The organism is Mesorhizobium sp. ArgA1, from assembly GCF_053714375.1.
The window spans coordinates 193,406-213,232 of the sequence record NZ_JBSKBQ010000002.1 but is presented as its reverse complement, the minus strand read 5'-3'; the positions used below and the strand labels follow the sequence as shown (position 1 = coordinate 213,232).

General features: G+C 63.3%; 25 protein-coding genes. 18 read left to right on the top strand and 7 right to left on the bottom strand.

The features are described from left to right. The first annotated feature begins 134 nt into the window (after positions 1 to 134). Positions 135 to 419 carry a hypothetical protein gene (locus tag ACWGTI_RS08360; RefSeq protein ID WP_454586667.1) on the top strand — a complete coding sequence of 95 codons (285 nt, stop codon included), beginning with the start codon at positions 135 to 137 and terminating at the stop codon, positions 417 to 419. A 97-nt stretch (positions 420 to 516) separates the two neighbouring features. On the opposite strand, the gene ACWGTI_RS08355 is transcribed toward ACWGTI_RS08360, so the two are convergent. Continuing rightward, entirely contained in the window at positions 517 to 918 is a 402-nt protein-coding gene (locus ACWGTI_RS08355; protein ID WP_454586666.1) for a GFA family protein, read from the bottom strand. Positions 919 to 1,058: 140 nt separating this feature from the next. Here ACWGTI_RS08355 and ACWGTI_RS08350 point away from each other — a divergent pair, with 140 nt between their 5' ends. Continuing rightward, a complete protein-coding gene (locus ACWGTI_RS08350) occupies positions 1,059 to 1,823 on the top strand; it encodes a TlyA family RNA methyltransferase (RefSeq protein ID WP_454586665.1) in 765 nt (254 codons plus the stop codon). Then, positions 1,820 to 3,055, top strand: coding sequence for a class I SAM-dependent RNA methyltransferase (locus ACWGTI_RS08345; RefSeq protein WP_454586664.1), 1,236 nt, complete (start codon positions 1,820 to 1,822; stop codon positions 3,053 to 3,055). Before ACWGTI_RS08350 ends, ACWGTI_RS08345 begins: the two co-directional genes overlap by 4 nt. Before the next feature lie 4 nt (positions 3,056 to 3,059). Here the strand turns inward: ACWGTI_RS08345 and tldD are convergent, their stop codons facing one another. From tldD to ACWGTI_RS08330, 3 genes are all read right to left on the bottom strand, one after another. Further along, positions 3,060 to 4,472 (bottom strand): metalloprotease TldD, encoded by a 1,413-nt coding sequence (gene tldD / locus ACWGTI_RS08340; RefSeq protein WP_454586663.1) that lies wholly within the window; start codon positions 4,470 to 4,472, stop codon positions 3,060 to 3,062. A gap of 106 nt (positions 4,473 to 4,578) precedes the next feature. Next, a complete protein-coding gene (locus tag ACWGTI_RS08335) occupies positions 4,579 to 5,046 on the bottom strand; it encodes a YbjN domain-containing protein (RefSeq protein ID WP_454586662.1) in 468 nt (155 codons plus the stop codon). 71 nt (positions 5,047 to 5,117) lie between these two features. Continuing rightward, a complete protein-coding gene (locus tag ACWGTI_RS08330) occupies positions 5,118 to 5,684 on the bottom strand; it encodes an invasion associated locus B family protein (protein WP_454586661.1) in 567 nt (188 codons plus the stop codon). Positions 5,685 to 6,045: 361 nt separating this feature from the next. Here ACWGTI_RS08330 and coxB point away from each other — a divergent pair, with 361 nt between their 5' ends. From coxB to ACWGTI_RS08260, 14 genes are all read left to right on the top strand, one after another. Then, positions 6,046 to 6,942, top strand: coding sequence for a cytochrome c oxidase subunit II (gene coxB / locus ACWGTI_RS08325; protein WP_454586660.1), 897 nt, complete (start codon positions 6,046 to 6,048; stop codon positions 6,940 to 6,942). 38 nt (positions 6,943 to 6,980) lie between these two features. Beyond that, the gene (gene ctaD / locus ACWGTI_RS08320; RefSeq protein ID WP_454586659.1) at positions 6,981 to 8,633 is read left to right on the top strand and encodes a cytochrome c oxidase subunit I; all 1,653 of its coding nucleotides are present in this window, start codon (positions 6,981 to 6,983) and stop codon (positions 8,631 to 8,633) included. A gap of 70 nt (positions 8,634 to 8,703) precedes the next feature. Continuing rightward, positions 8,704 to 9,648, top strand: coding sequence for a heme o synthase (locus ACWGTI_RS08315; RefSeq protein WP_454586658.1), 945 nt, complete (start codon positions 8,704 to 8,706; stop codon positions 9,646 to 9,648). A 2-nt stretch (positions 9,649 to 9,650) separates the two neighbouring features. Further along, positions 9,651 to 9,806, top strand: coding sequence for a hypothetical protein (locus ACWGTI_RS08310; protein WP_454586920.1), 156 nt, complete (start codon positions 9,651 to 9,653; stop codon positions 9,804 to 9,806). Between the two features lie 8 nt (positions 9,807 to 9,814). After that, complete coding sequence (locus ACWGTI_RS08305; protein ID WP_454586657.1) at positions 9,815 to 10,441, top strand: cytochrome c oxidase assembly protein; 627 nt, start codon at positions 9,815 to 9,817, stop codon at positions 10,439 to 10,441. 1 nt (position 10,442) lies between these two features. Further along, positions 10,443 to 11,324, top strand: a complete 882-nt coding sequence (locus tag ACWGTI_RS08300) for a cytochrome c oxidase subunit 3 (protein WP_454586656.1) — start codon at positions 10,443 to 10,445, stop codon at positions 11,322 to 11,324. Positions 11,325 to 11,451: 127 nt separating this feature from the next. Beyond that, complete coding sequence (locus ACWGTI_RS08295) at positions 11,452 to 11,907, top strand: L,D-transpeptidase family protein (RefSeq protein WP_454586655.1); 456 nt, start codon at positions 11,452 to 11,454, stop codon at positions 11,905 to 11,907. Positions 11,908 to 11,929: 22 nt separating this feature from the next. Next, the gene (locus tag ACWGTI_RS08290) at positions 11,930 to 12,316 is read left to right on the top strand and encodes a DUF983 domain-containing protein (protein WP_454586654.1); all 387 of its coding nucleotides are present in this window, start codon (positions 11,930 to 11,932) and stop codon (positions 12,314 to 12,316) included. Continuing rightward, entirely contained in the window at positions 12,313 to 13,068 is a 756-nt protein-coding gene (locus ACWGTI_RS08285) for an SURF1 family protein (RefSeq protein ID WP_454586653.1), read from the top strand. The genes ACWGTI_RS08290 and ACWGTI_RS08285 overlap by 4 nt, the downstream gene beginning before the upstream one ends. A 67-nt stretch (positions 13,069 to 13,135) precedes the next feature. After that, entirely contained in the window at positions 13,136 to 14,146 is a 1,011-nt protein-coding gene (gene ispH / locus ACWGTI_RS08280) for a 4-hydroxy-3-methylbut-2-enyl diphosphate reductase (RefSeq protein WP_454586652.1), read from the top strand. Between the two features lie 7 nt (positions 14,147 to 14,153). Next, positions 14,154 to 15,116 (top strand): homoserine kinase, encoded by a 963-nt coding sequence (locus tag ACWGTI_RS08275; RefSeq protein WP_454586651.1) that lies wholly within the window; start codon positions 14,154 to 14,156, stop codon positions 15,114 to 15,116. After that, the gene (gene rnhA / locus ACWGTI_RS08270; RefSeq protein WP_454586650.1) at positions 15,113 to 15,658 is read left to right on the top strand and encodes a ribonuclease HI; all 546 of its coding nucleotides are present in this window, start codon (positions 15,113 to 15,115) and stop codon (positions 15,656 to 15,658) included. Before ACWGTI_RS08275 ends, rnhA begins: the two co-directional genes overlap by 4 nt. Positions 15,659 to 15,689: 31 nt before the next feature. Next, a complete protein-coding gene (locus ACWGTI_RS08265; RefSeq protein ID WP_454586649.1) occupies positions 15,690 to 16,277 on the top strand; it encodes a histidine phosphatase family protein in 588 nt (195 codons plus the stop codon). A gap of 95 nt (positions 16,278 to 16,372) precedes the next feature. Further along, positions 16,373 to 17,032 carry a hypothetical protein gene (locus ACWGTI_RS08260; protein ID WP_454586648.1) on the top strand — a complete coding sequence of 220 codons (660 nt, stop codon included), beginning with the start codon at positions 16,373 to 16,375 and terminating at the stop codon, positions 17,030 to 17,032. A gap of 9 nt (positions 17,033 to 17,041) precedes the next feature. Here ACWGTI_RS08260 and ACWGTI_RS08255 read toward each other — a convergent pair whose 3' ends face one another. The 3 genes from ACWGTI_RS08255 to ACWGTI_RS08245 form a co-directional block, all read right to left on the bottom strand. Beyond that, entirely contained in the window at positions 17,042 to 17,521 is a 480-nt protein-coding gene (locus ACWGTI_RS08255) for a DUF2938 domain-containing protein (RefSeq protein ID WP_454586647.1), read from the bottom strand. Positions 17,522 to 17,610: 89 nt separating this feature from the next. Continuing rightward, a complete protein-coding gene (locus ACWGTI_RS08250) occupies positions 17,611 to 18,087 on the bottom strand; it encodes a redoxin family protein (RefSeq protein ID WP_454586646.1) in 477 nt (158 codons plus the stop codon). A gap of 109 nt (positions 18,088 to 18,196) precedes the next feature. Further along, the gene (locus ACWGTI_RS08245) at positions 18,197 to 19,003 is read right to left on the bottom strand and encodes a protein-disulfide reductase DsbD domain-containing protein (RefSeq protein ID WP_454586645.1); all 807 of its coding nucleotides are present in this window, start codon (positions 19,001 to 19,003) and stop codon (positions 18,197 to 18,199) included. A gap of 215 nt (positions 19,004 to 19,218) precedes the next feature. On the opposite strand from ACWGTI_RS08245, the gene ACWGTI_RS08240 reads away from it, so the two are divergent. Continuing rightward, the gene (locus ACWGTI_RS08240; protein ID WP_454573806.1) at positions 19,219 to 19,827 is read left to right on the top strand and encodes a YqgE/AlgH family protein; all 609 of its coding nucleotides are present in this window, start codon (positions 19,219 to 19,221) and stop codon (positions 19,825 to 19,827) included.

Genomic DNA, 19,827 nt, shown 5'->3' with positions numbered 1-19,827 from the left:
TTTGAAGCGGTTTGCCGGCTTCCTTCCGTAACATTCTGTTAACGCTTCTGTTTGGCGTTTCGCTTACCGTGTCTTTTGGCCGTTTTTCAACGCCGCCCTGCTAGAAACCCGACCGAGGCAGGGAGTTAAAAACAATGCGAACGCTTCTGTGCGGCGTGGCCCTTTTGGCCGCCATCGCCACGCCGGCCGTGGCCGAAACACGCTATGACCGCAAGCTCGAACAGGCGGTGGCAAGCATCGTCGCGGGCAAGATGGGCGATATCAGGGGCGGCTTCTCCTACAAGCAGGTGCCGCAGCTCGTTGTCGTGCCGGACGTACCGGTTGCGCCCGCTGAGAGCCCGCCCAAGCAGGCTTCCAGCGACGCCAGCGACGGGCTGGCGCCCGCCGTCGAACGCCAGGTTTCTCGCACGATTTTCTAGAGCCTGTCCCATCCCGATGGGATCGGGATGGGGCTCTATCTCTTTTGCTTGAGCATGATCTTGTCCGAAAACCGGTTCCCACTTTTCGGGATCATGCTTAAAACCACATGTCACGCACGCAGCGTCCATCGCGTGGCAGGTCATCGTAGGTATCCAGACCGTCGAAATGGTCGATCGGCAGGTCGGCGACCGCCTCCGGCGGCGCCAGCCTGACATTGACGGCGATCCGCGTGCGGCCGCTGTCACTGCGGCGCAAGCCGCGCCAGGCGAGCACACAGGCACAGGTCCGGCAAAACAGGATTTCCAGCGACGGCGTGTCCTTGCCGGCGCGGGTATAGGAATGCACGGGTCCTACAACGCGCATGCGCTCATCGACAAAATCATAGGCCCAGAGCGTGCCGTAGCGGCGGCAAAGCGTGCAGTTGCAAGCGGTGATCGGGCCGGGGCCGCCCTCCAGGGTCCAGGGGGCGGCGCCGCAATGGCAGGTTCCCGTCAGCATTCGTCCTCCTCCGCATTGCCGAGCCATCCCGCCCCGGCCATCTTGCCGGACTGGGTGCGATTATCAACTGGCGGCGGGTCGGCCAGCTTCTCTCGCCCCAATGTCCTTGCCTTCGCGACCGGCTTTCGCCATGAAGGCACATGAACTCCCCTCTGCCAGCCAGCACACGCCAGCGGCTCGACGAATTGCTCGTTCAGCGCGGCCTGTTTGCGAGCCGCTCTCGCGCCCGCGACGCGGTCGAGCGTGGCACCGTGACGGTCGACGGCGTGGTCGCTCGCAAGCCCGGCCAGACCGTCCTGCCGCAATGCCTTATCGTTATCGACGATCCCGCGCAGGGCTATGTCTCACGCGCGGCGCTGAAGCTGATTGCCGGGCTCGACCACTTCAGTCTTGATCCCTCGGGCTCCGAAGCCCTTGATATCGGCGCCTCGACCGGCGGCTTCACCCAGGTGTTGCTCGAACGCGGCGCGGCCCACGTCACGGCCATCGATGTCGGCCACGGCCAGATGCATCCCGATGTCTCGTCCGATCCGCGCGTCACCGTGATCGAGGGCGTGAACGCCCGCGAGCTCACCGTCGCCGATCTCGGCGGCCGGATCCCGGATTTCATCGTTTCCGACGTCAGCTTCATCTCGTTGAAATTGGCGCTGCCGCCGGCGCTCGCCATCGCCAGACCGGGAACCCGTGCCGTGTTTCTGGTCAAGCCGCAATTCGAGGCCGGCCGCGAGGCGATCGGCAAGGGAGGCTTGCTGAAGGACCCGTATGACGCCGCCCGCGTTGCCGGCCTGCTGCAGGAATGGCTCGAAGGCGTCCCTGGCTGGCGTACACTGGGTCTGCACATGTCGCCGATCGAAGGCGGCGACGGCAACCGCGAGTTCCTGCTCGGTGGGATCAAGGACCGATGAGCACGCGCTTCACCATCAAGAGACTGGGCTCCCAAGGCGACGGCGTCGCCGAGACGGAAACCGGCGAGCTGTTCATTCCTTTCACGCTGCCCGGCGAGACCGTCACCGCGGCGCGCGAAAGGGATCGCGCCACGCTGATGGCGGTGCTGGAGGCCTCGCCGCTGCGCATCGATCCGGCCTGCCGGCATTTCACAGAATGCGGTGGCTGCGCCGTCCAGCATCTGCAAGCCGACGCCTACCAGCAATGGAAGCGCGACAAGGTCGTGCATGCCTTGAAGGGCATTGCCGGCGACATCGGCGCCTTGGTGCCGTGCGCGCCCCATACGCGCCGCCGCGTCGTGCTCGCCGCGCGGCGCACCGACACGGGCATGCGGCTTGGCTTCCATCGCCATCTGTCGCCGGAAATCATCCCCATCGAGGAATGTCCGATTTCGCTGCCGGAGATCGTTGCCGCGCTCGATCGCTTGCGATCGGTCGCAGACCTGGTTTGCGCCACCACCAAATCGTTCCGCATGGCGGTCACGGTGACGGGCTCGGGCCTCGACGTCGCGGTCTATGAGTCAGGCAAGCTGGGCGAGCACCAACGCCGGATCGCCTCCAACTTCGTCATGGCCAATGGATTTGCCCGGCTTTCGATCGACGACGAGATCGTCATCGAGCCGAAAAAACCGGTGGTCATGTTCGGCACCGTCGCTGTCGCCGTACCGCCCGGCGCCTTCCTGCAGGCAACCGAAGCCGCCGAGCAGATGATGGCCGATCTTGTCGGCGGACATTTGCAGCGCGCCAAGAAGGTCGCGGATCTTTTCGCCGGTTGCGGCAGCTTCGCGCTTCGGCTAGCGGCGAAATCCGAGGTGCATGCGATCGAAGGCGATGCGGCCGCCCTTTCGGCGCTCGACCGCGGATCACGCTTCGCCACCGGCCTGAAGCGGGTAACCGGCGAACGTCGCGACCTGTTCCGGCGCCCACTGACGTTCAAGGAGCTGAACGCTTTCGACGGCGTCGTCTTCGACCCGCCGCGCGCCGGTGCTGAGGACCAGTCGAAGCAGATCGCCCGCTCCGACGTGCCGTTCGTCGCCGCCGTCTCCTGCAATCAAGTGACGCTGGCCCGAGACCTGCGCATTCTGATCGACGGCGGTTATGCCCTGAAGAGCGTCACGCCGATCGACCAGTTCCTGTGGTCGCCGCATGTCGAGGCAGTGGCGCTGCTGGAGAAGCCGAGAAGGCGGCGGTAGCCGCTCAAACCCTGGTGCCGCCAACCGTCATCTGGTTCATTCTGAGATGCGGCTGGCCGACGCCGACCGGCACGCCCTGTCCGGCCTTGCCGCACATGCCGATGCCGTTGTCCAGCTTCATGTCGTTGCCGATCATCGACACACGGTGCATGGCGTCCGGTCCGTTGCCGATCAGCATGGCGCCCTTGATCGGCTGCGTCACCTTGCCGTTCTCGATCATGTAGGCCTCGGTGCAACCGAACACGAACTTGCCTGAGGTGATGTCGACCTGGCCACCGCCGAAGGCGACGGCGTAGATGCCGTTCTTGACCGAAGCGATGATCTCGTCGGGCTCCATGTCGCCCGATGTCATGTAGGTGTTGGTCATGCGCGGCATCGGCTGGTGCGCATAGCCTTCGCGCCGCCCGTTGCCGGTCGCCTTCATGCCCATCAGCCGGGCGTTCTGGCGGTCCTGCATGTAGCCGACCAGCTTGCCGTCCTCGATCAGCAAGTTGCGGGCGGAGGGCGTGCCTTCGTCGTCGACGGTCAACGAGCCGCGCCGCTCGGGCATGGTGCCGTCGTCGACCACGGTGACGCCCTTGGCAGCCACCTGTTGACCCAGCAGGCCGGCAAAGGCGGAGGTCTTCTTGCGGTTGAAGTCGCCCTCAAGCCCGTGGCCGACGGCTTCGTGCAGCATGACGCCCGGCCAGCCGCTGGACAAAACGATGTCGAAGGTTCCGGCCGGCGCCGGGATGGCTTCGAGATTGACGAGCGCCTGCCTGAGCGCCTCTCGTGCCGCATGCTTCCAGCTGTCCTCGACCAGGAACTCGCCGAACGCCTTGCGACCGCCCATGCCGTAGGAACCGCTCTCCTGGCGGTCGCCATCGCCGACCACGACGGACACGTTGATCCTGACCAGCGGCCGGATGTCGCGCACCATCTGGCCGTCGGCGCGCACGATCTCGACATGCTGCCATGACGCCGCGAGCGAGGCCGTCACCTGGCGCACGCGCGGATCCTCGGCCCGCAGCCAGGCGTCTATTTCCTGCAACAGCTTGGCCTTGACCTCGAAGGAGGGCGAGGGGATCGGGTTCTCGTCGCCATAGAGATGGCGGTTGGTGTGGGCAGGGGCCGCGGCAAGCGTGCCGGAATAGCCGCCCTTGACGGTCGAGACCGCTTCCGCCGCGCGCAGCAGCGAGGCTTCGGACAGATCGCTGGAATGGGCGTAGCCGCTGGCCTCGCCGGCCACCGCGCGCAGGCCAAAGCCCTGGTCGGTGTTGAAATTGGCAGTCTTCAGCTTGCCATTGTCGAACATCAGCGCTTCGCTCTCGCTGTATTCGAGAAACAGCTCGCCGTCATCGGCGCCGTTGAGAGTGTCGGCGACGATCCGCTTGATGCGATCGTCTGAAATGTCGAATTGGCCGATCAGGCTGTTCATGGCAGGTCCGTTCACAGGAGGAATGGTTGTTGCCACGATGTAGGCGCGAAGACGCGCCTGCACAATCCGCAATGACGATCCGCAGCTGGACGTGGAGCGCGGAGCCCTACTTCTCGTTCACGAACTCTTTGATGTCGCTGGTCATGGAATCCCAGTTCGAGAACTGCTCCTCGAGGTAGGAGCGGGTAACCCCGCCCTTGAACATGACATCCATCTTGAAGTTCGACCCGTCACCGGAAAAGGCCTTCACCCAGCGGAACTTCTTGTTCCATTCATTGGCCTGGTCGACCGTGAAGACATCCGTATAGCCCGACGAAAACTGGATCGACTTGCACTTCTCATGGTTTTCGCAGCCATAGAAGTAGATCACATATTTCATGCCCTGAAGCCGGCCGGAGACCATCGGATCGCCGCCGTCATCCTTGTCCATCTTGGCCGAGCCATAGCCTTTCGCAATCTCGAGAATGACGGCCGGATCGGGCGCCGTGATGATTTCGGCATCCTCGGCAAAGGCGACGGAAATTGCGCCGGACAAAATCAGGCCGGTCGACAGAAGGAGAGAAAAAGAGCGCATCATGACCCCCAAGCCAAAAATCGAACCCGTGGGAATTCTGTTTCAGGGCGGGCTCTTCGCAAGCATCAAGCTCAGGGGAGCGCGGCAAAACCGTCGGCGAAGCCCTTGAGGTCGACGGGGATGCCGATGCCTTCTTCCGGCGTCTGGAAGACGATGAAGGTGGCCGACGTTCCGGTCTTCAGCGTGTCGAGCAGCGGCTTTTCGAGAATGACCTCGGCGTAGCAGCCGTCCTGGAAGCAGCGCACGAAATAGGCGCGGCCGATATCCTTGCCGTCGACATTGAGACCAAGCCCGTTGGGCAGGAGTACGCCGAGCGGCGCCAGCACGCGCAGGATCTCGGCCTTGTTGTCGGCAGTGCGCAGCACCACGACGGACAGCCCCATTTCCGGGCGATCCTCGGCGACGACATTCTGCATCATCACGCACTGTTCGGAGGTGGCGCCGGCCGGCGTGTCGCAGATGATCGACCACGCGCCATGCGTCGACTTGACCGTGCCGCTCGGCTGCGCTGCATTGGCGATGCCGGCCGCGGACGAGCCGATACCGATCAGGGCGGCGAGAAAGATGACCTTCGCCCCGCTGCTCGAAAGCCAAGCGCTTTTCGAATGCCAAGCGTTTCTCGAAAGCCAAGAGGTCATGACGGCTCCATTGCGAATCACGGCACTTTAAGCCGCGCCGGGGCCAAGTAAAGGATAGGGCGACCGCCGGTCAGCTCGGCAAGCGCAATAATGCGCTTTTCCCTAGCAAATTCGCCCGAATTGCGACCGTCGGGCGTATTCCGGCCACAAGCCCGAATAGCTCATCTGCCGACGATCGGCGCGAGGCAAAAGGCCGCTGAAACGGCGCGGCAGCAGTTGCGCGCAAAAATGCCGCACGGTTTCGCCCGCTCCTTTCTTGCGGAGGGAAATAGAGTATGGTTTGAACCACCCTTGGAACTGTCCGGGATTCCCATTCCGGCATTGTTCGATATTCTTGCGCGCGATCGCGAGGAACCGGGAGATGAAGAGGGCGATGAGAAAATTCCCAGCAAGCGCCAAATTGATGGCAACAGCAGGCGCTGCCGCCGCATTTTTCGCCGGTGCCTCCGCCCATGCGGCCCAGCCGCAGCCGTGGGAGATGACCTTTCAGCCGGCAGCGACCGACATGATGCGGCAGATCGAGTGGTTCGGAAACTACACGATGTTGTTCGTCGTCCCGATCACCGCGCTGGTTCTGGCTCTTCTCGCCTGGTGCATCTTCAGGTTTCGCGCCAGCGCAAACCCGGTTCCGTCCAAGACAAGCCACAACACGCTGATCGAGATCATCTGGACCGTCGGGCCGGTCGTCGTCCTGCTCTTCATCGCCATCCCCTCGTTCCAGCTTCTGACCGCGCAGTACACGCCGCCGGAAGAAGCCAAGCTGACCGTCAAGGCCACGGGCAATCAGTGGAACTGGGACTATGAGTACCAGACCGAGAACACGCTCTCCTTCAACTCGGCCATCCTTCAGGACGCCGACCGCGCGGCGATCGGCAAGGAAGACCGCAAGGTCTATCCGCGCCTGCTGGCGGTCGACAATGAGCTGGTGGTGCCGGTCAACACCATGACCCGCGTCCTGGTCACCGCGACCGACGTCATCCACTCCTTCGCCATGCCGGCCTTCGGCATCAAGATGGACGCGGTTCCCGGCCGCACCAACGAGACCTGGTTCAAGGCGGAGAAGGAAGGCCTCTATTACGGTCAGTGCTCGCAGCTGTGCGGCAAGGACCACGCCTTCATGCCGATCGCCATCCGCGTCGTCTCCGACGCGCAGTACAAGAGCTGGCTGGCAGCAGCCAAGACCGACCTTCCCGGTGCCAACAAGGCGCTGATGGCCGAGGTCGACGGTACCAACAAGGTAGCGGCCGCCGGCAATTGATGCCGCGGGTTAGCAAGATTTAGGGAACGGAGCCGACCATGGCAGAAGCTGCAGCTCACGACGACCACGACCACAAGCCCTATCATGGCTGGGTCCGGTGGGTGTACTCCACCAACCACAAGGACATCGGCACGCTCTATCTGATCTTCGCGATCTTCGCGGGCATCGTCGGTGGGGCGCTTTCGGTCGTCATTCGCATGGAGCTGCAGGAGCCGGGCATCCAGATCTTCACCGGTCTGGCGCAGATGGTCTACGGCATGAACGGCGACGCCGCCATCGACGGCGGCAAGAGCATGTACAACGCCTTCGGCACCGCGCACGCTCTGATCATGATCTTCTTCATGGTCATGCCGGCGCTGATCGGCGGCTTCGCCAACTGGATGGTGCCGATCATGATCGGCGCGCCTGACATGGCCTTTCCGCGCATGAACAACATCTCGTTCTGGCTGCTACCGCCGGCTTTCATCCTGCTGATCGCCTCGGCCTTCATGCCGAGCGCGCCGGGCGCCTTCGGCGTCGGCGGCGGCTGGACGCTCTATCCGCCGCTGTCGACCTCCGGCCAGCCCGGGCCGGCCATGGATCTGGCGATCCTGTCGATCCACATTGCCGGCGCCTCGTCGATCCTCGGCGCCATCAACTTCATCACCACCATCTTCAACATGCGAGCGCCCGGCATGACGCTGCACAAGATGCCCCTGTTTGCCTGGTCGGTGCTGATCACCGCCTTCCTGCTGCTCTTGTCGCTGCCGGTGCTGGCTGGCGGCATCACCATGCTGCTCACCGACCGCAATTTTGGCACCACCTTCTTCACCCCGGATGGCGGTGGCGACCCGCTGCTGTTCCAGCACCTGTTCTGGTTCTTCGGTCACCCTGAGGTGTACATCCTGATCCTGCCGGGCTTCGGCATCATCAGCCATATCGTCTCGACCTTCTCGAAGAAGCCGGTGTTCGGCTATCTCGGCATGGCCTACGCGATGGTCGCGATCGGCGCCGTCGGCTTCATCGTCTGGGCGCACCACATGTACACGACCGGCCTGTCGCTCGACACGCAGCGCTACTTCGTCTTCGCCACCATGGTCATCGCCGTGCCGACAGGCGTGAAGATCTTCTCCTGGATCGCGACGATGTGGGGCGGGTCGATCTCGTTCAAGACGCCGATGCTGTGGGCGCTCGGCTTTATCTTCCTGTTCACGGTCGGCGGCGTCACCGGCGTCCAGCTCGCCAATGCCGGCCTCGACCGCTCGCTGCATGACACCTATTTCGTCATCGCCCACTTCCACTATGTGCTGTCGCTGGGCGCGGTCTTCGCCATCTTCGCCGGCTGGTACTACTGGTTCCCGAAGATGACCGGCTACATGTACTCCCCGGTGATCGCCAACACCCACTTCTGGGTCACCTTCGTCGGCGTCAATTTGATTTTCTTCCCGCAGCATTTCCTTGGCCTCGCCGGCATGCCGCGCCGCACCATCGACTATCCGGACGCGTTTGCCGGCTGGAACATGGTGTCGTCCTACGGTTCGTATATCTCGGCCGTCGGCGTGGTGATCTTCCTTTACGGCGTCTTCGAAGCCTTCCAGAAGAAGCGGGTGGCCGGCGCCAATCCATGGGGCGAGGGTGCAACGACGCTCGAATGGCAGCTGCCTTCGCCGCCGCCCTTCCACCAGTGGGAACAGCTGCCGAAGATCAAGTAAGGCAGCCTGATTACGAAACCGCCGGCCCGCCGGCGGTTTTGGCCAACGGAATGATTGGACTTATGTACGCATGGCCCTGGTCGACGACCCATTGATTGACGAAGCGGGCTTTCGAATTTCGGAAGCCACGGCGGGCGATTTCTTCGCCCTCCTGAAGCCGCGCGTCATGTCGCTGGTGGTGTTCACGGCCTTTGTCGGCATGGTGGCGGCGCCCGTGACCGTTCACCCGCTGATCGCAATGGTCGCAATCCTAGCGATCGCCATTGGCGCCGGCGCCTCGGGCGCGCTGAACATGTGGTACGACGCCGACATCGATGCCGTTATGAGCCGAACCGCCGGCCGCCCGGTTCCTTCCGGCCGCATCCTGCCCGGCGAGGCGCTGAGTTTCGGCCTTGTGCTGTCGGTGCTGTCGGTGATGACACTGGGTGTGCTGATCAACTGGCTGTCGGCGGCGCTGCTCGCCTTCACCATCTTCTTCTACGCCGTCGTCTACACGATGTGGCTGAAGCGCTCGACGCCGCAGAACATCGTCATTGGCGGTGCCGCCGGCGCCATCCCGCCTGTGATCGGCTGGGCGGCGGTGACCGGAACAGTCAGCCTCGAAAGCCTCGTTCTTTTCCTGATCATCTTCCTGTGGACGCCGCCGCATTTCTGGGCGCTGGCGCTGTTCAAGTCCGACGACTACGCCAAGGCCGGCGTTCCAATGATGCCGAATGTTGCCGGCCACGCCTCGACCCGGCGCCAGATCTTTGCCTACGCGCTGATCCTGGCCCCGATCGGCGTGCTGCCCTGGGTGCTCGGCTTCACCAGCGCGGGCTACGGCATCGCTTCGCTGGCGCTCGGCGCCGGCTTTATCTGGTACGCCTGGAAAGTGCTTCGTATGACTGACGCAGACCGCGTCATGAAGCCGGCCAAGGCACTGTTTGCCTATTCCTTGCTCTACCTCTTCGCCATCTTCGCTATCTACCTCGCCGACTGTGTCATCGGTCGCGCTTTGGCCATCGGCGGAGCATGACCATGGTCGACAAGAAGCTTGAACTGGTCACGCTGACCGAGCGCCAGCAGAAAGCCCGCCGCAACCGTTCGGCCGCCATCGGCCTGGCGCTGGCGGCGCTGGTTGTCGTCTTCTACGTCATCACCATCGTCAAATTCGGCCATAGCGGATCGATGTGAGGCCGATGATGACCCGCCAGACCATGACCGACCCGAAAAAGAACAACACCAACCGCGTCGTCGCCGCCGTCTGCGTCGCCTTCTTCGGCGGCATGATCGGCATGGCCTACGCCGCGGTGCCGCTCTACAAGATGTTCTGCCAGGCTACCGGTTATGGCGGCACCACGCAGCGCGCCGAGAAGCAATATGCCGGCCGCATCCTCGACCGCGACATCACCGTACGCTTCGACGCCAACACCAACGGCATTCCCTGGCAGTTCCAGCCGGTCGCCCGCTCGGTCACCGTCAAGATCGGCGAGACCACGCAGGCGCATTACAGCGCCACCAACAAATTCGACCGCGCCGTCACCGGCCGCGCCACCTTCAACGTGCAGCCGGAACTGGCTGGTCCCTACTTCAACAAGGTCGAGTGTTTCTGCTTCACCGACACGACGCTGAAGCCCGGCGAGACGCTGGACATGCCGGTCGTGTTCTATGTGGATCCCGACATCGTCAACGTGCCGGAACTGAAGGACTTGAAGACGATCACCCTGTCCTACACCATGTTCCCGGTCGAAAAGAACAAACCGGTCGCCTCGTCGGCACCGGCCAACAGCAGCAAAATTTCAGATACCGAAGCAAATCTCGGGGGTTGATATGGCAGACGCGCACGCAAAACCACAACACGACTACCATCTCGTCAACCCGAGCCCGTGGCCCTTCCTGGGCTCCATCGGTGCGCTGGTCACCGCCGTCGGCGGCGTTGCCCTGATGCAGTATCTCAAGAACGGTGATTTTCCGATCTTCGGCCACAACATCGCCAATCCGTGGCTGTTCTTCATTGGGCTGGTCATCGTCCTCTACACCATGTTCGCCTGGTGGTCGGACACGATCAAGGAAGCGCATGAGGGCCACCACACGCGCGTCGTGTCGCTGCATCTGCGCTACGGCATGATCATGTTCATCGCTTCGGAAGTGATGTTCTTCGTCGCCTGGTTCTGGGCCTATTTCGACGCCAGCCTGTTTCCGGGCGAAGCGCAGCAATATGCTCGTACCGCGTTTACGGGCGGCGTCTGGCCGCCGAAGGGTCTCGAGGTCCTCGATCCCTTCCATCTGCCGCTTTACAACACCATCATCCTGCTTTTGTCGGGCACCACGGTGACCTGGGCGCACCACTCGCTCATCCACGGCGACCGCAAGGGGCTGATCAACGGCCTGGTGCTGACCGTCGGCCTCGGCATGCTGTTCACCATGGTGCAGGCCTATGAGTACATACACGCGCCGTTCGGCTTCAAGGATTCCATCTATGGTGCCACCTTCTTCATGGCGACCGGCTTCCACGGCTTCCACGTCATCATCGGCACCATCTTCCTGGCTGTCTGCTTGCTGCGCGCGATGAAGGGCGATTTCACCCCCAAGCAGCATTTCGGCTTCGAGGCCGCCGCCTGGTACTGGCACTTCGTCGACGTGGTCTGGCTGTTCCTGTTCAGCGCGATCTATGTCTGGGGATCGACCGGCGCGCTGATCGAAGGCCACTGATACAGATCTAAGACTGATCTGGGAAAGTTTGATGAGGCGGCTGCGGTAACGCTGCCGCCTTCTTCTTTTCGGCGCAATGATCACCGATCGGTAGCCGATGCGGCTGACGATTTTCTGGGCGATCTGCATGATCCTACCCACCACGGCCTTTGCCCCCGAACGCATCGATCTCGTGCGCGTCGACAAGTCGGAGCGGCGGCTGCATCTGATCGGCGCCGGCGAGGTCCTGCGCACATACAGCATTGCGCTCGGCAGCGATCCTGTTGGGCAAAAAAGCCGGGAGGGCGATGAGCGCACGCCCGAGGGGCGTTATCTCCTCGACTGGCGCAATCCCGGCAGCGTCGCCCACAAGTCGATCCACATTTCCTATCCCAACGCCGCGCAGGTCGAGGCCGCAAAAGCCGCCGGAATGGATCCCGGCGGCAACATCATGATCCATGGCCAGCCCAACGGCTTCGGCTGGTGGGGCTGGCTGCTTCAATTGGTCGACTGGACCGATGGCTGCATTGGGGTTACCGACTCCGACATGGATGAAATCTGGACTATGGTGCCGGATGGAACGCCGATAGAAATCGAGCCGTAGAACATGACCGAAGACGCTATCCATGAGTGAAGATAGGGCGATCTGGCCACCCATCGAGCCGATCTCGGCCGGCCTGCACGGCCGGTGTCCGCGTTGCGGGGAAGGGCGGCTGTTCTCCGGCTTCCTGACCGTTGGCAAGCGCTGCATGAATTGCGGTCTCGACTATTCCTACGCCGATGCCGGCGACGGTCCGGCGGTGTTCGTCATCCTGATCATCGGCTTCATCATCGTCGGGCTGGCGCTGTGGGTGGAAGTGACGCTGAGCCCGCCGCTCTGGCTGCATTTCATCATCTGGATACCGCTGGCGGTGGCGCTGTGCCTGACGGCGCTGAGGTTGATCAAGGGCGTGCTGTTGACGCTGCAATACGCCAACAAGGCGGCCGAAGGCCGGCTGGATCGCGAGCAATGAGCGAGGCACTGGCCAGGACTGCCGGCCGTTCGCGGCCGAAGACGGCGTTGCTGCTCGGCCTCGGCCTGGTGCTGTTCGTCATCCTGCTTGGGCTCGGCACCTGGCAGGTGCAGCGCCTGCAATGGAAGGAAGGCCTGCTGCAGACCATCGACCAGCGCACCCACTCAGTGCCGCGCCCGCTGGCGGATGTCGAGAAGGAATTCGCCGCCACCGGCGATGTCGACTACACGCCGGTCACCGTCAGCGGCACATTCCTGCATTCGGGCGAGCGGCATTTCTACGCCACCTGGGACGGCGATGCCGGCTTCAATGTCTACACCCCGCTGGCGCTCGACGATGGCCGCTTCGTGCTGATTAACCGCGGCTTCGTGCCCTACGATCTCAAGGATGCCGCCAAGCGGCCGCAAGGGCAGGTCACCGGCAAGGTTACGGTCACCGGGTTGGCGCGCAATCCGCTGCCGGCCAAGCCGTCGACGATGCTGCCCGACAATGACGTGGCCAAGAACATCTTCTACTGGAAGGACCGCGATGCGATGGCGGCAAGCGCCGGCCTGCCGGCCGGTGCCGTGCTGGTCCCGATCTTCATCGACGCCGACGAGTCGCCGAACCCCGGTGGGCTGCCGGTCGGCGGCGTCACCATCATCGATCTGCCGAATTCTCATCTGCAATATGCCTTCACCTGGTACGGCCTTGCAGCCGCTCTCGCGGCGGTGCTGATCATCAGGCTGCGCCGTCCGGCAAAGCCCGAATGATGTCAGCTGCCCTTGACAGGGTGGGGGCGCAGACCTCATTTCGCCTCTGAACAACGGCCCGGATTAAATGCTTCACACCAAGACCAAGCCTCCGCTGACGATCCGGCTCTGCCAGCCCCGCGGCTTTTGCGCCGGCGTCGACCGTGCCATCCAGATCGTCGTGCTGGCGCTGAAGAAATACGGCGCGCCGGTCTATGTCCGCCACGAGATCGTGCACAACCGCTATGTCGTCGAGGGCCTACAAAGCCTTGGCGCGGTGTTCATCGAGGAACTGTCGGAGATCCCGGCCGAGCATCGCAAGTCGCCGGTGGTGTTTTCGGCCCACGGCGTGCCGAAATCGGTGCCGGCCGACGCCCAGGCGCGCGAACTCTTCTATCTCGACGCCACCTGTCCGCTGGTGTCGAAGGTGCACAAGCAGGCGATGCGCCACCAGCGGCTCGGCCGCCATGTGCTTCTGATCGGCCATGCCGGGCACCCCGAAGTAATCGGCACCATGGGCCAGTTGGCGGAAGGCGCCGTCACGCTGATCGAGACCGAGGCCGACGCCGCGACCTTCGCCCCAGCCGACCCCGAAGCGCTCGGCTTTGTCAGCCAGACGACGCTGTCGGTCGAGGACACCGCCGGCATCCTGCGCGTGCTGCAGGAGCGCTTCCCGCAGCTCAATGCGCCGGCCGCCGAATCGATCTGCTACGCCACCACCAACCGCCAGGAAGCGGTAAAGGAAACCGCCGCCGGCGCCGATCTCTATCTGATCGTAGGCGCGCCCAATTCCTCCAATTCGCGCCGTCTTGTCGAAGTGGCGGAGCGCGCCGGCGCCAGCATGTCGCTTCTCGTACAGCGCGCTTCCGAAATTCCATGGAATGACATCGCCGACATCTCGACGCTCGGCCTGTCGGCCGGCGCGTCGGCGCCGGAGATCATCGTCGACGAGATCATCGACGCTTTCCGCCAGCGCTTCGAAGTGACCATCGATCTCGCGATCACGGCGACCGAAACGGAGGATTTTCCAGTCATGCGGGTTCTGCGCGATGTCGAACTGACGCGGGCCGACATGGCCTTCGTCAACGGAGCCGCGTGAACAGAACATGGCGGTCTACACCGATGTCAACGAGGGCGAACTAGGCGCGTTCCTCAAGGCCTATCCGGTCGGCGAACTCTTGTCCTACAAGGGCATTGCCGAAGGCACCGAGAATTCGAATTTTTTGCTGCACACATCGAGCGGCTCCTACATTTTGACGCTCTACGAAAAGCGCGTCGACAAGGCCGACCTGCCGTTCTTTCTCGGCCTGATGGGCCATCTCGCCCGCAAAGGCATTTCCTGTCCGCTGCCGGTGACCGCGCATGACGGCACCGTCATCGGCACGCTGGCCGGCCGTCCCGCGGTCATCATCACTTTCCTCGAGGGCCTGTCGCTGCGGCGGCCGACAGCGGCGCATTGTGCAGAGGTCGGCAAGGCGCTGGCCGCCCTGCATCTGGCCGGCCAGGACTTTGCGATGACCCGCGACAACGCGCTCGCCATCGATGGCTGGCGCAAGCTCTGGAACGCCTCACGCGACCGCGCCGACGAGGTCGAGCCGGGGCTGGCGGCCGAGGTCGATGCCGATTTCGCCGATCTTGAACGTCATTGGCCGCAGGACCTGCCGACGGGCATCATCCATGCGGATCTGTTCCCCGACAATGTCTTCTTCCTCGGCGAGAAACTGTCCGGACTCATCGACTTCTATTTCGCCTGCAACGACCTCTACGCCTATGATGTCGCCACCTGCCTCAACGCCTGGTGTTTCGAGAAGGATTTCTCCTTCAATCTCACCAAGGGCACGGCGCTGCTGGCCGGCTATCAGAGCGTGCGGCCGTTGGGCACTGCCGAGAAGGCGGCGCTGCCGATGCTGGCGCGAGGCTCGGCGCTGCGCTTCATGCTGACCCGGCTCTATGACTGGCTGACCGTTCCCGATGGCGGGCTGGTCATGAAGCGCGATCCGACAGAATATATCCGCCGCATGCGCTTCCATCGCGCGATCAGATCCCCTTCGGAATATGGACTGACATGACCAAGCAGGTTGAAATCTTCACCGACGGCGCCTGCTCGGGCAATCCAGGTCCCGGCGGCTGGGGCGCGATCCTGCGCTTCAACGGCAAGACCAAGGAATTGTCGGGCGGCGAGGCCGAGACTACCAACAACCGCATGGAGCTGCTCGCCGCCATTTCGGCGCTGAACGCGTTGAAGGAGTCGTGCGCCGTCGAGCTTCACACCGACAGCAAATATGTCATGGACGGCATTTCCAAATGGATTCATGGCTGGAAGAAAAACGGCTGGAAGACCGCCGACAAGAAGCCGGTCAAGAACGGTGAGCTGTGGCAGGCGCTGGACGAGGCCAACAGGCGCCACAAGGTGACCTGGAACTGGGTCAAGGGCCATGCCGGCCACACCGAGAACGAACGCGCCGACGAACTCGCAAGGGAAGGCATGGCGCCGTTCAAGAAGGGCTCGGCCGCATCTGCAACGCCGAAGCCCGCAGCGGCGCTGAAGCCGGCCGCGCCGGCGACGCAGCCGGCGGCCCCAAGAGCACGGCGCTCGACCCAGAGCTATTGAGTTCAGGCTTCCCGGCAGGAAGATCTCACCCGTGCCGATTGCATACTACATCACCCATCCCCAGGTTCAGATCGATGCCAACGTTCCCGTGCCGGAATGGGGGCTGTCCGAGATCGGACGGGCGCGGGCATCAGCCATGCTCGACCAACCATGGGTCGGCCCAATCCGCCGCGTCGTCGCGTCGACCGAGCGCAAGGCGATCGAAACCGCTGAGATACTGGCCAGGCATCTCGGCCTTACGGTCGAGTTGCGCGAACGCATGCATGAGAACGACCGGTCGGCAACCGGCTTCCTGCCGCCGCCGGAGTTCGAAGCGGTCGCCGACCAGTTCTTCGCCAACCCGCACAAAAGCATTCGCGGCTGGGAACGCGCCATCGATGCCCAGCAGCGCATTGTCAGCGAGGTCGAAACGGTGCTCGGCACCGCCGGCAGTGGCGATATTGCCTTCGTCGGCCATGGCGGCGTCGGAACCCTGCTGCTGCTTTCGCTCAGTGGTCGCGAAATCAGCCGCGAGGCGGACCAGCCGGCCGGCGGCGGCAACTGCTTCGCCTACGATGTCGGCCTACGCCGCGTCGTCCACGGATGGTGGCCGATAGACAAGCCGCGCCACGGTAATTGATGGCCGGAAGCCAGCAATTCTAGGCTTTGGCTTAAAGTCGATTTCATCCCTGGGTGATAGAACGGCGCAATCGATCCTGGCGGTGAGGCGCGGCGATGTTCGGACGCAGGACTTTCGGCAAGCAGCAGCACAGCTTTGCCGATCTCAAGAAAATGATGCGTCCGACGCCGGATGCCGACGGCGTGACGCGCGTTTTCTCAAAAGAGCTCTGGGACGATCCGAAGATCGGTTCCTTCCTGCGTGAGGCCGGCATCGCACCGGACGACCAGCGCAACATCATGCGCACGGCGGATGATTACATCGCCCTTTTCGCCGCGGCGAGATACCGGCTTCAGCAGCGCACCGAGGCCTTCAACGCCGAGATGGCGGCACGCAACGGCTATTGCCGGGCCGCGCCCTTTTTGGTCATCGACCAGTCGATCTGGGACGGCGAACATGGCGCCTTCCTCTATGCCCAGATGGATCTCGTCGGCTTCGACGACTGGAATGTTGTGATGCTGGCGGCTGATGCGCGGACCACGCAATCATGCGGCCTGCCGGCACATCCGGGTTCGGTACCGGCGCTTACCCAGGCAATGACCGGGCACGTGGTCCGATGGAAGGCGCGCTATGAATTCGCGCTGGAAGAATTCGGCGTCACCGCCACCGGCGGTCGCAGCATCACGCGGGAGCAGTTCGAGGCGGAGAAAAACGTGCTGCGTCAGGAGATCGTCGACACCGTAGCCGCGATGAAGCCGCGCGCGATCAGCGAATAGAACCTGTCCTCAGCGGATCAGCAGGGCAGTGCCGTAAAGGCCGAGTGCGAACACCGTATGCGAGATCACGTTGAAGGCGCGGATCTGCATCGGGTTGGGGCGCTTTGAAGCCGCCCAGCCGGCGCCCATTCCGGGCGCCAGCAGGAACCAGCCGGCGCCGATGGTGACCATGCCAAGGATGAAGGTCGGCAGGAAGGTCGGTGCGTCCAGCCACGCCCTGCCCACCAGCGCCACCAGGATGACGCCGTAGACGATGCCGGTGAAGTAATGGAAGGCCCAGCCCAGCGCGTGCTCGTGCGCATAGGGCGCGGCCTTGGCGATATCATCGTGGAAGACCTTGCCGTCCTTGAGGTGCCAGACCCAGCGGCCGGGCAGCCCCCAGTTCGGCCGCGGCTGACCGAACGCCAGATGCAGGAACATCGCCCAGAGGTCCATCAGCACCGTGGCGCCGATGCCGATCGCAACACTGCGCCAGATGATGGCAAACATCGTCGATATCCCCCAAAAGCAAGGCAGTCCGGCAGGAAGCGCGCGATGGTCAGGCCATGGCGCGCATAGCCCCACGCGGCTGCCGCTATTTAGAGCTGGCTCAGAATGTGAGCCGCACCGGATGTGTCGACACCGGGCTTGGTCTCGACATTGAGCGCGGTGACCTTGCCATTGTCGACGATCATCGAGAAGCGTCTCGCGCGTAGCCCCATATCGTTGCTTACGAAATCGAGGCCGACCGACTTGGCGAAGTCGCCATTCCCATCAGCCAGATAGAGGATCTTGCCTTCACCGCCGGTGAAATTCGCCCACGCGCCCATGACGTGGACGTCGTTGACCGAGACGACGGCGATGGTGTCGACGCCGCGCGCCAGGATGGCGTCGTGGTTCTCGAGATAGCCCGGCAGATGGTTGTTGCTGCAGGTCGGGGTGAACGCGCCGGGAACGCCGAACAGCACCACCTTCTTGCCCGCAAAAATCTCGGCCGAGGTGATCACCTTGGCGCCGTCGGCGGTCATTTCCTTGAAGGTCGCATCTGGTAGTTTGTCGCCAACGGCAATCGTCATGATGGTCCTCGTGTGAAAGCAGGGAAGGTTTCTTGCGATAGCGAAATCAGGCATCTCCCGCAACCGCCGACAAGGCCTGGATCAAGGGAAAGCCTGGATCGGGTATGTATCAAGGGAAAGGCAAAACGCCCTCGACCGCGCCTTCCGCACTTGTCAGCGTGTAATACAACCCCCCATCGGTCGGTGTCGTCGACGGCCGGTCGAGGATCGGTACGGTAAACACCAGCCGGCCGTCCTTTTCGCTGCGCGCAGGCGCCCCGAACATGTAATCGCGTTCGCCGGCGACGAAGAAATCCGCCGCCTCCGGATCGCCGGGAAAGGTCGCCTCGACGATCAGCGTCTCGTGGTTGCCGGGCAGGACCTTGATGCCGAAATCGGCCTTGGCGGGGGCGGGCAAGGTTGCAAGGGCCGCTTTCACCAGGGCCGCATCCTCGGCATTGTCGGGATCGGCGGCGGGATCGACGCTCAGCCGCGTCTGCACCGGAATGCAGATCGTCTCGCAGATGCCGAGAAAGATGTCGGCATCGATGACGGCCGCATCCCCAGGCGACGACAGGGTGAATGTCACCGGCAGCGAAACCGGATGGTTGTAGCCGGCCCACTTGCCATAGCCGTCGTCATGACGCTGCGGCGGCGGGAAGGAAAACGCCGCATCGGTGATGTTGGTGCTGGCCGACACGTCGATCTGCGGTGGCACGCCGGCGTCGCCCGGATCGCGCCAGTAGGTTTTCCAGCCGGGCTTGAGCGCAATGTCGAGCACGCCATGGATGCGCCCGGCGTCGTCGGCCTTGCCTGATGTCACCAGCCGTACCTTGCCGCCTTCGCTGTTGTACCAGTCCGAAGAGGAAGCCGCGGCGGGAAGAGCTGCTCCGCCTCCGATGGCGGCGCCGAGCAGCAGGATTTTCAAGCTTTGCATGGCGGTGATTTGATCGTCAGTTCATGGCCGCGCAATGTTTTCATGGCGCTCTGCGTATCATATTTGCGTGACTTTCGGGCGAGGAACAGTCGAGTTCAAGCGATCAGCCGGATTAAGTTGGCAATCGGGAATCCGTTGCTCCAGCTATTGGGCTTTGGGCGAATCGCGCGCGGCGCATCTTTTCGGCGTCCCGGAAACGCGTTACGCTCCCCTCCATGGACTTGTTGCGGCACAAGAAGACGGCCGGCGGACGCGGCTTTCTCGACGACCAGTTCCTGATTGCCATGCCCGGCATGAAGGACGACCGCTTCACGCGCTCGGTCATCTACATCTGCGCGCACAGCGACGAAGGCGCGATGGGCCTGATCATCAACCAGACGCAGCAGATGCTGTTTCCCGATCTTCTGGTGCAGCTAGGCATCATGAACGAGCAGGAGGCGATCAGGCTGCCGGCGCAGGCCCGCGACTTCGTCGTGCGCAATGGCGGCCCGGTCGACCGCAGCCGCGGCTTTGTCCTGCACTCCGGCGACTACCGGGTGGAATCCTCGCTCACCGTCTCCGATGATATCTGCCTCACCGCGACCGTCGACATCTTGCGCGCCATCTCGTCCGGTCGCGGCCCGCGGCGCGCGCTGATGGCGCTCGGCTATTCTGGCTGGGGCGCCGGCCAGCTGGAGACCGAGATCGCCGAAAATGGCTGGCTGACGTGCCCGGCGACGCCGGAGCTTCTGTTCGACACCGACATCGAACGCAAATACGACCGTATCCTGGCCACCATCGGCATCGACCTGGCGCATTTGAGCCTCGCGGCGGGGCACGCCTGA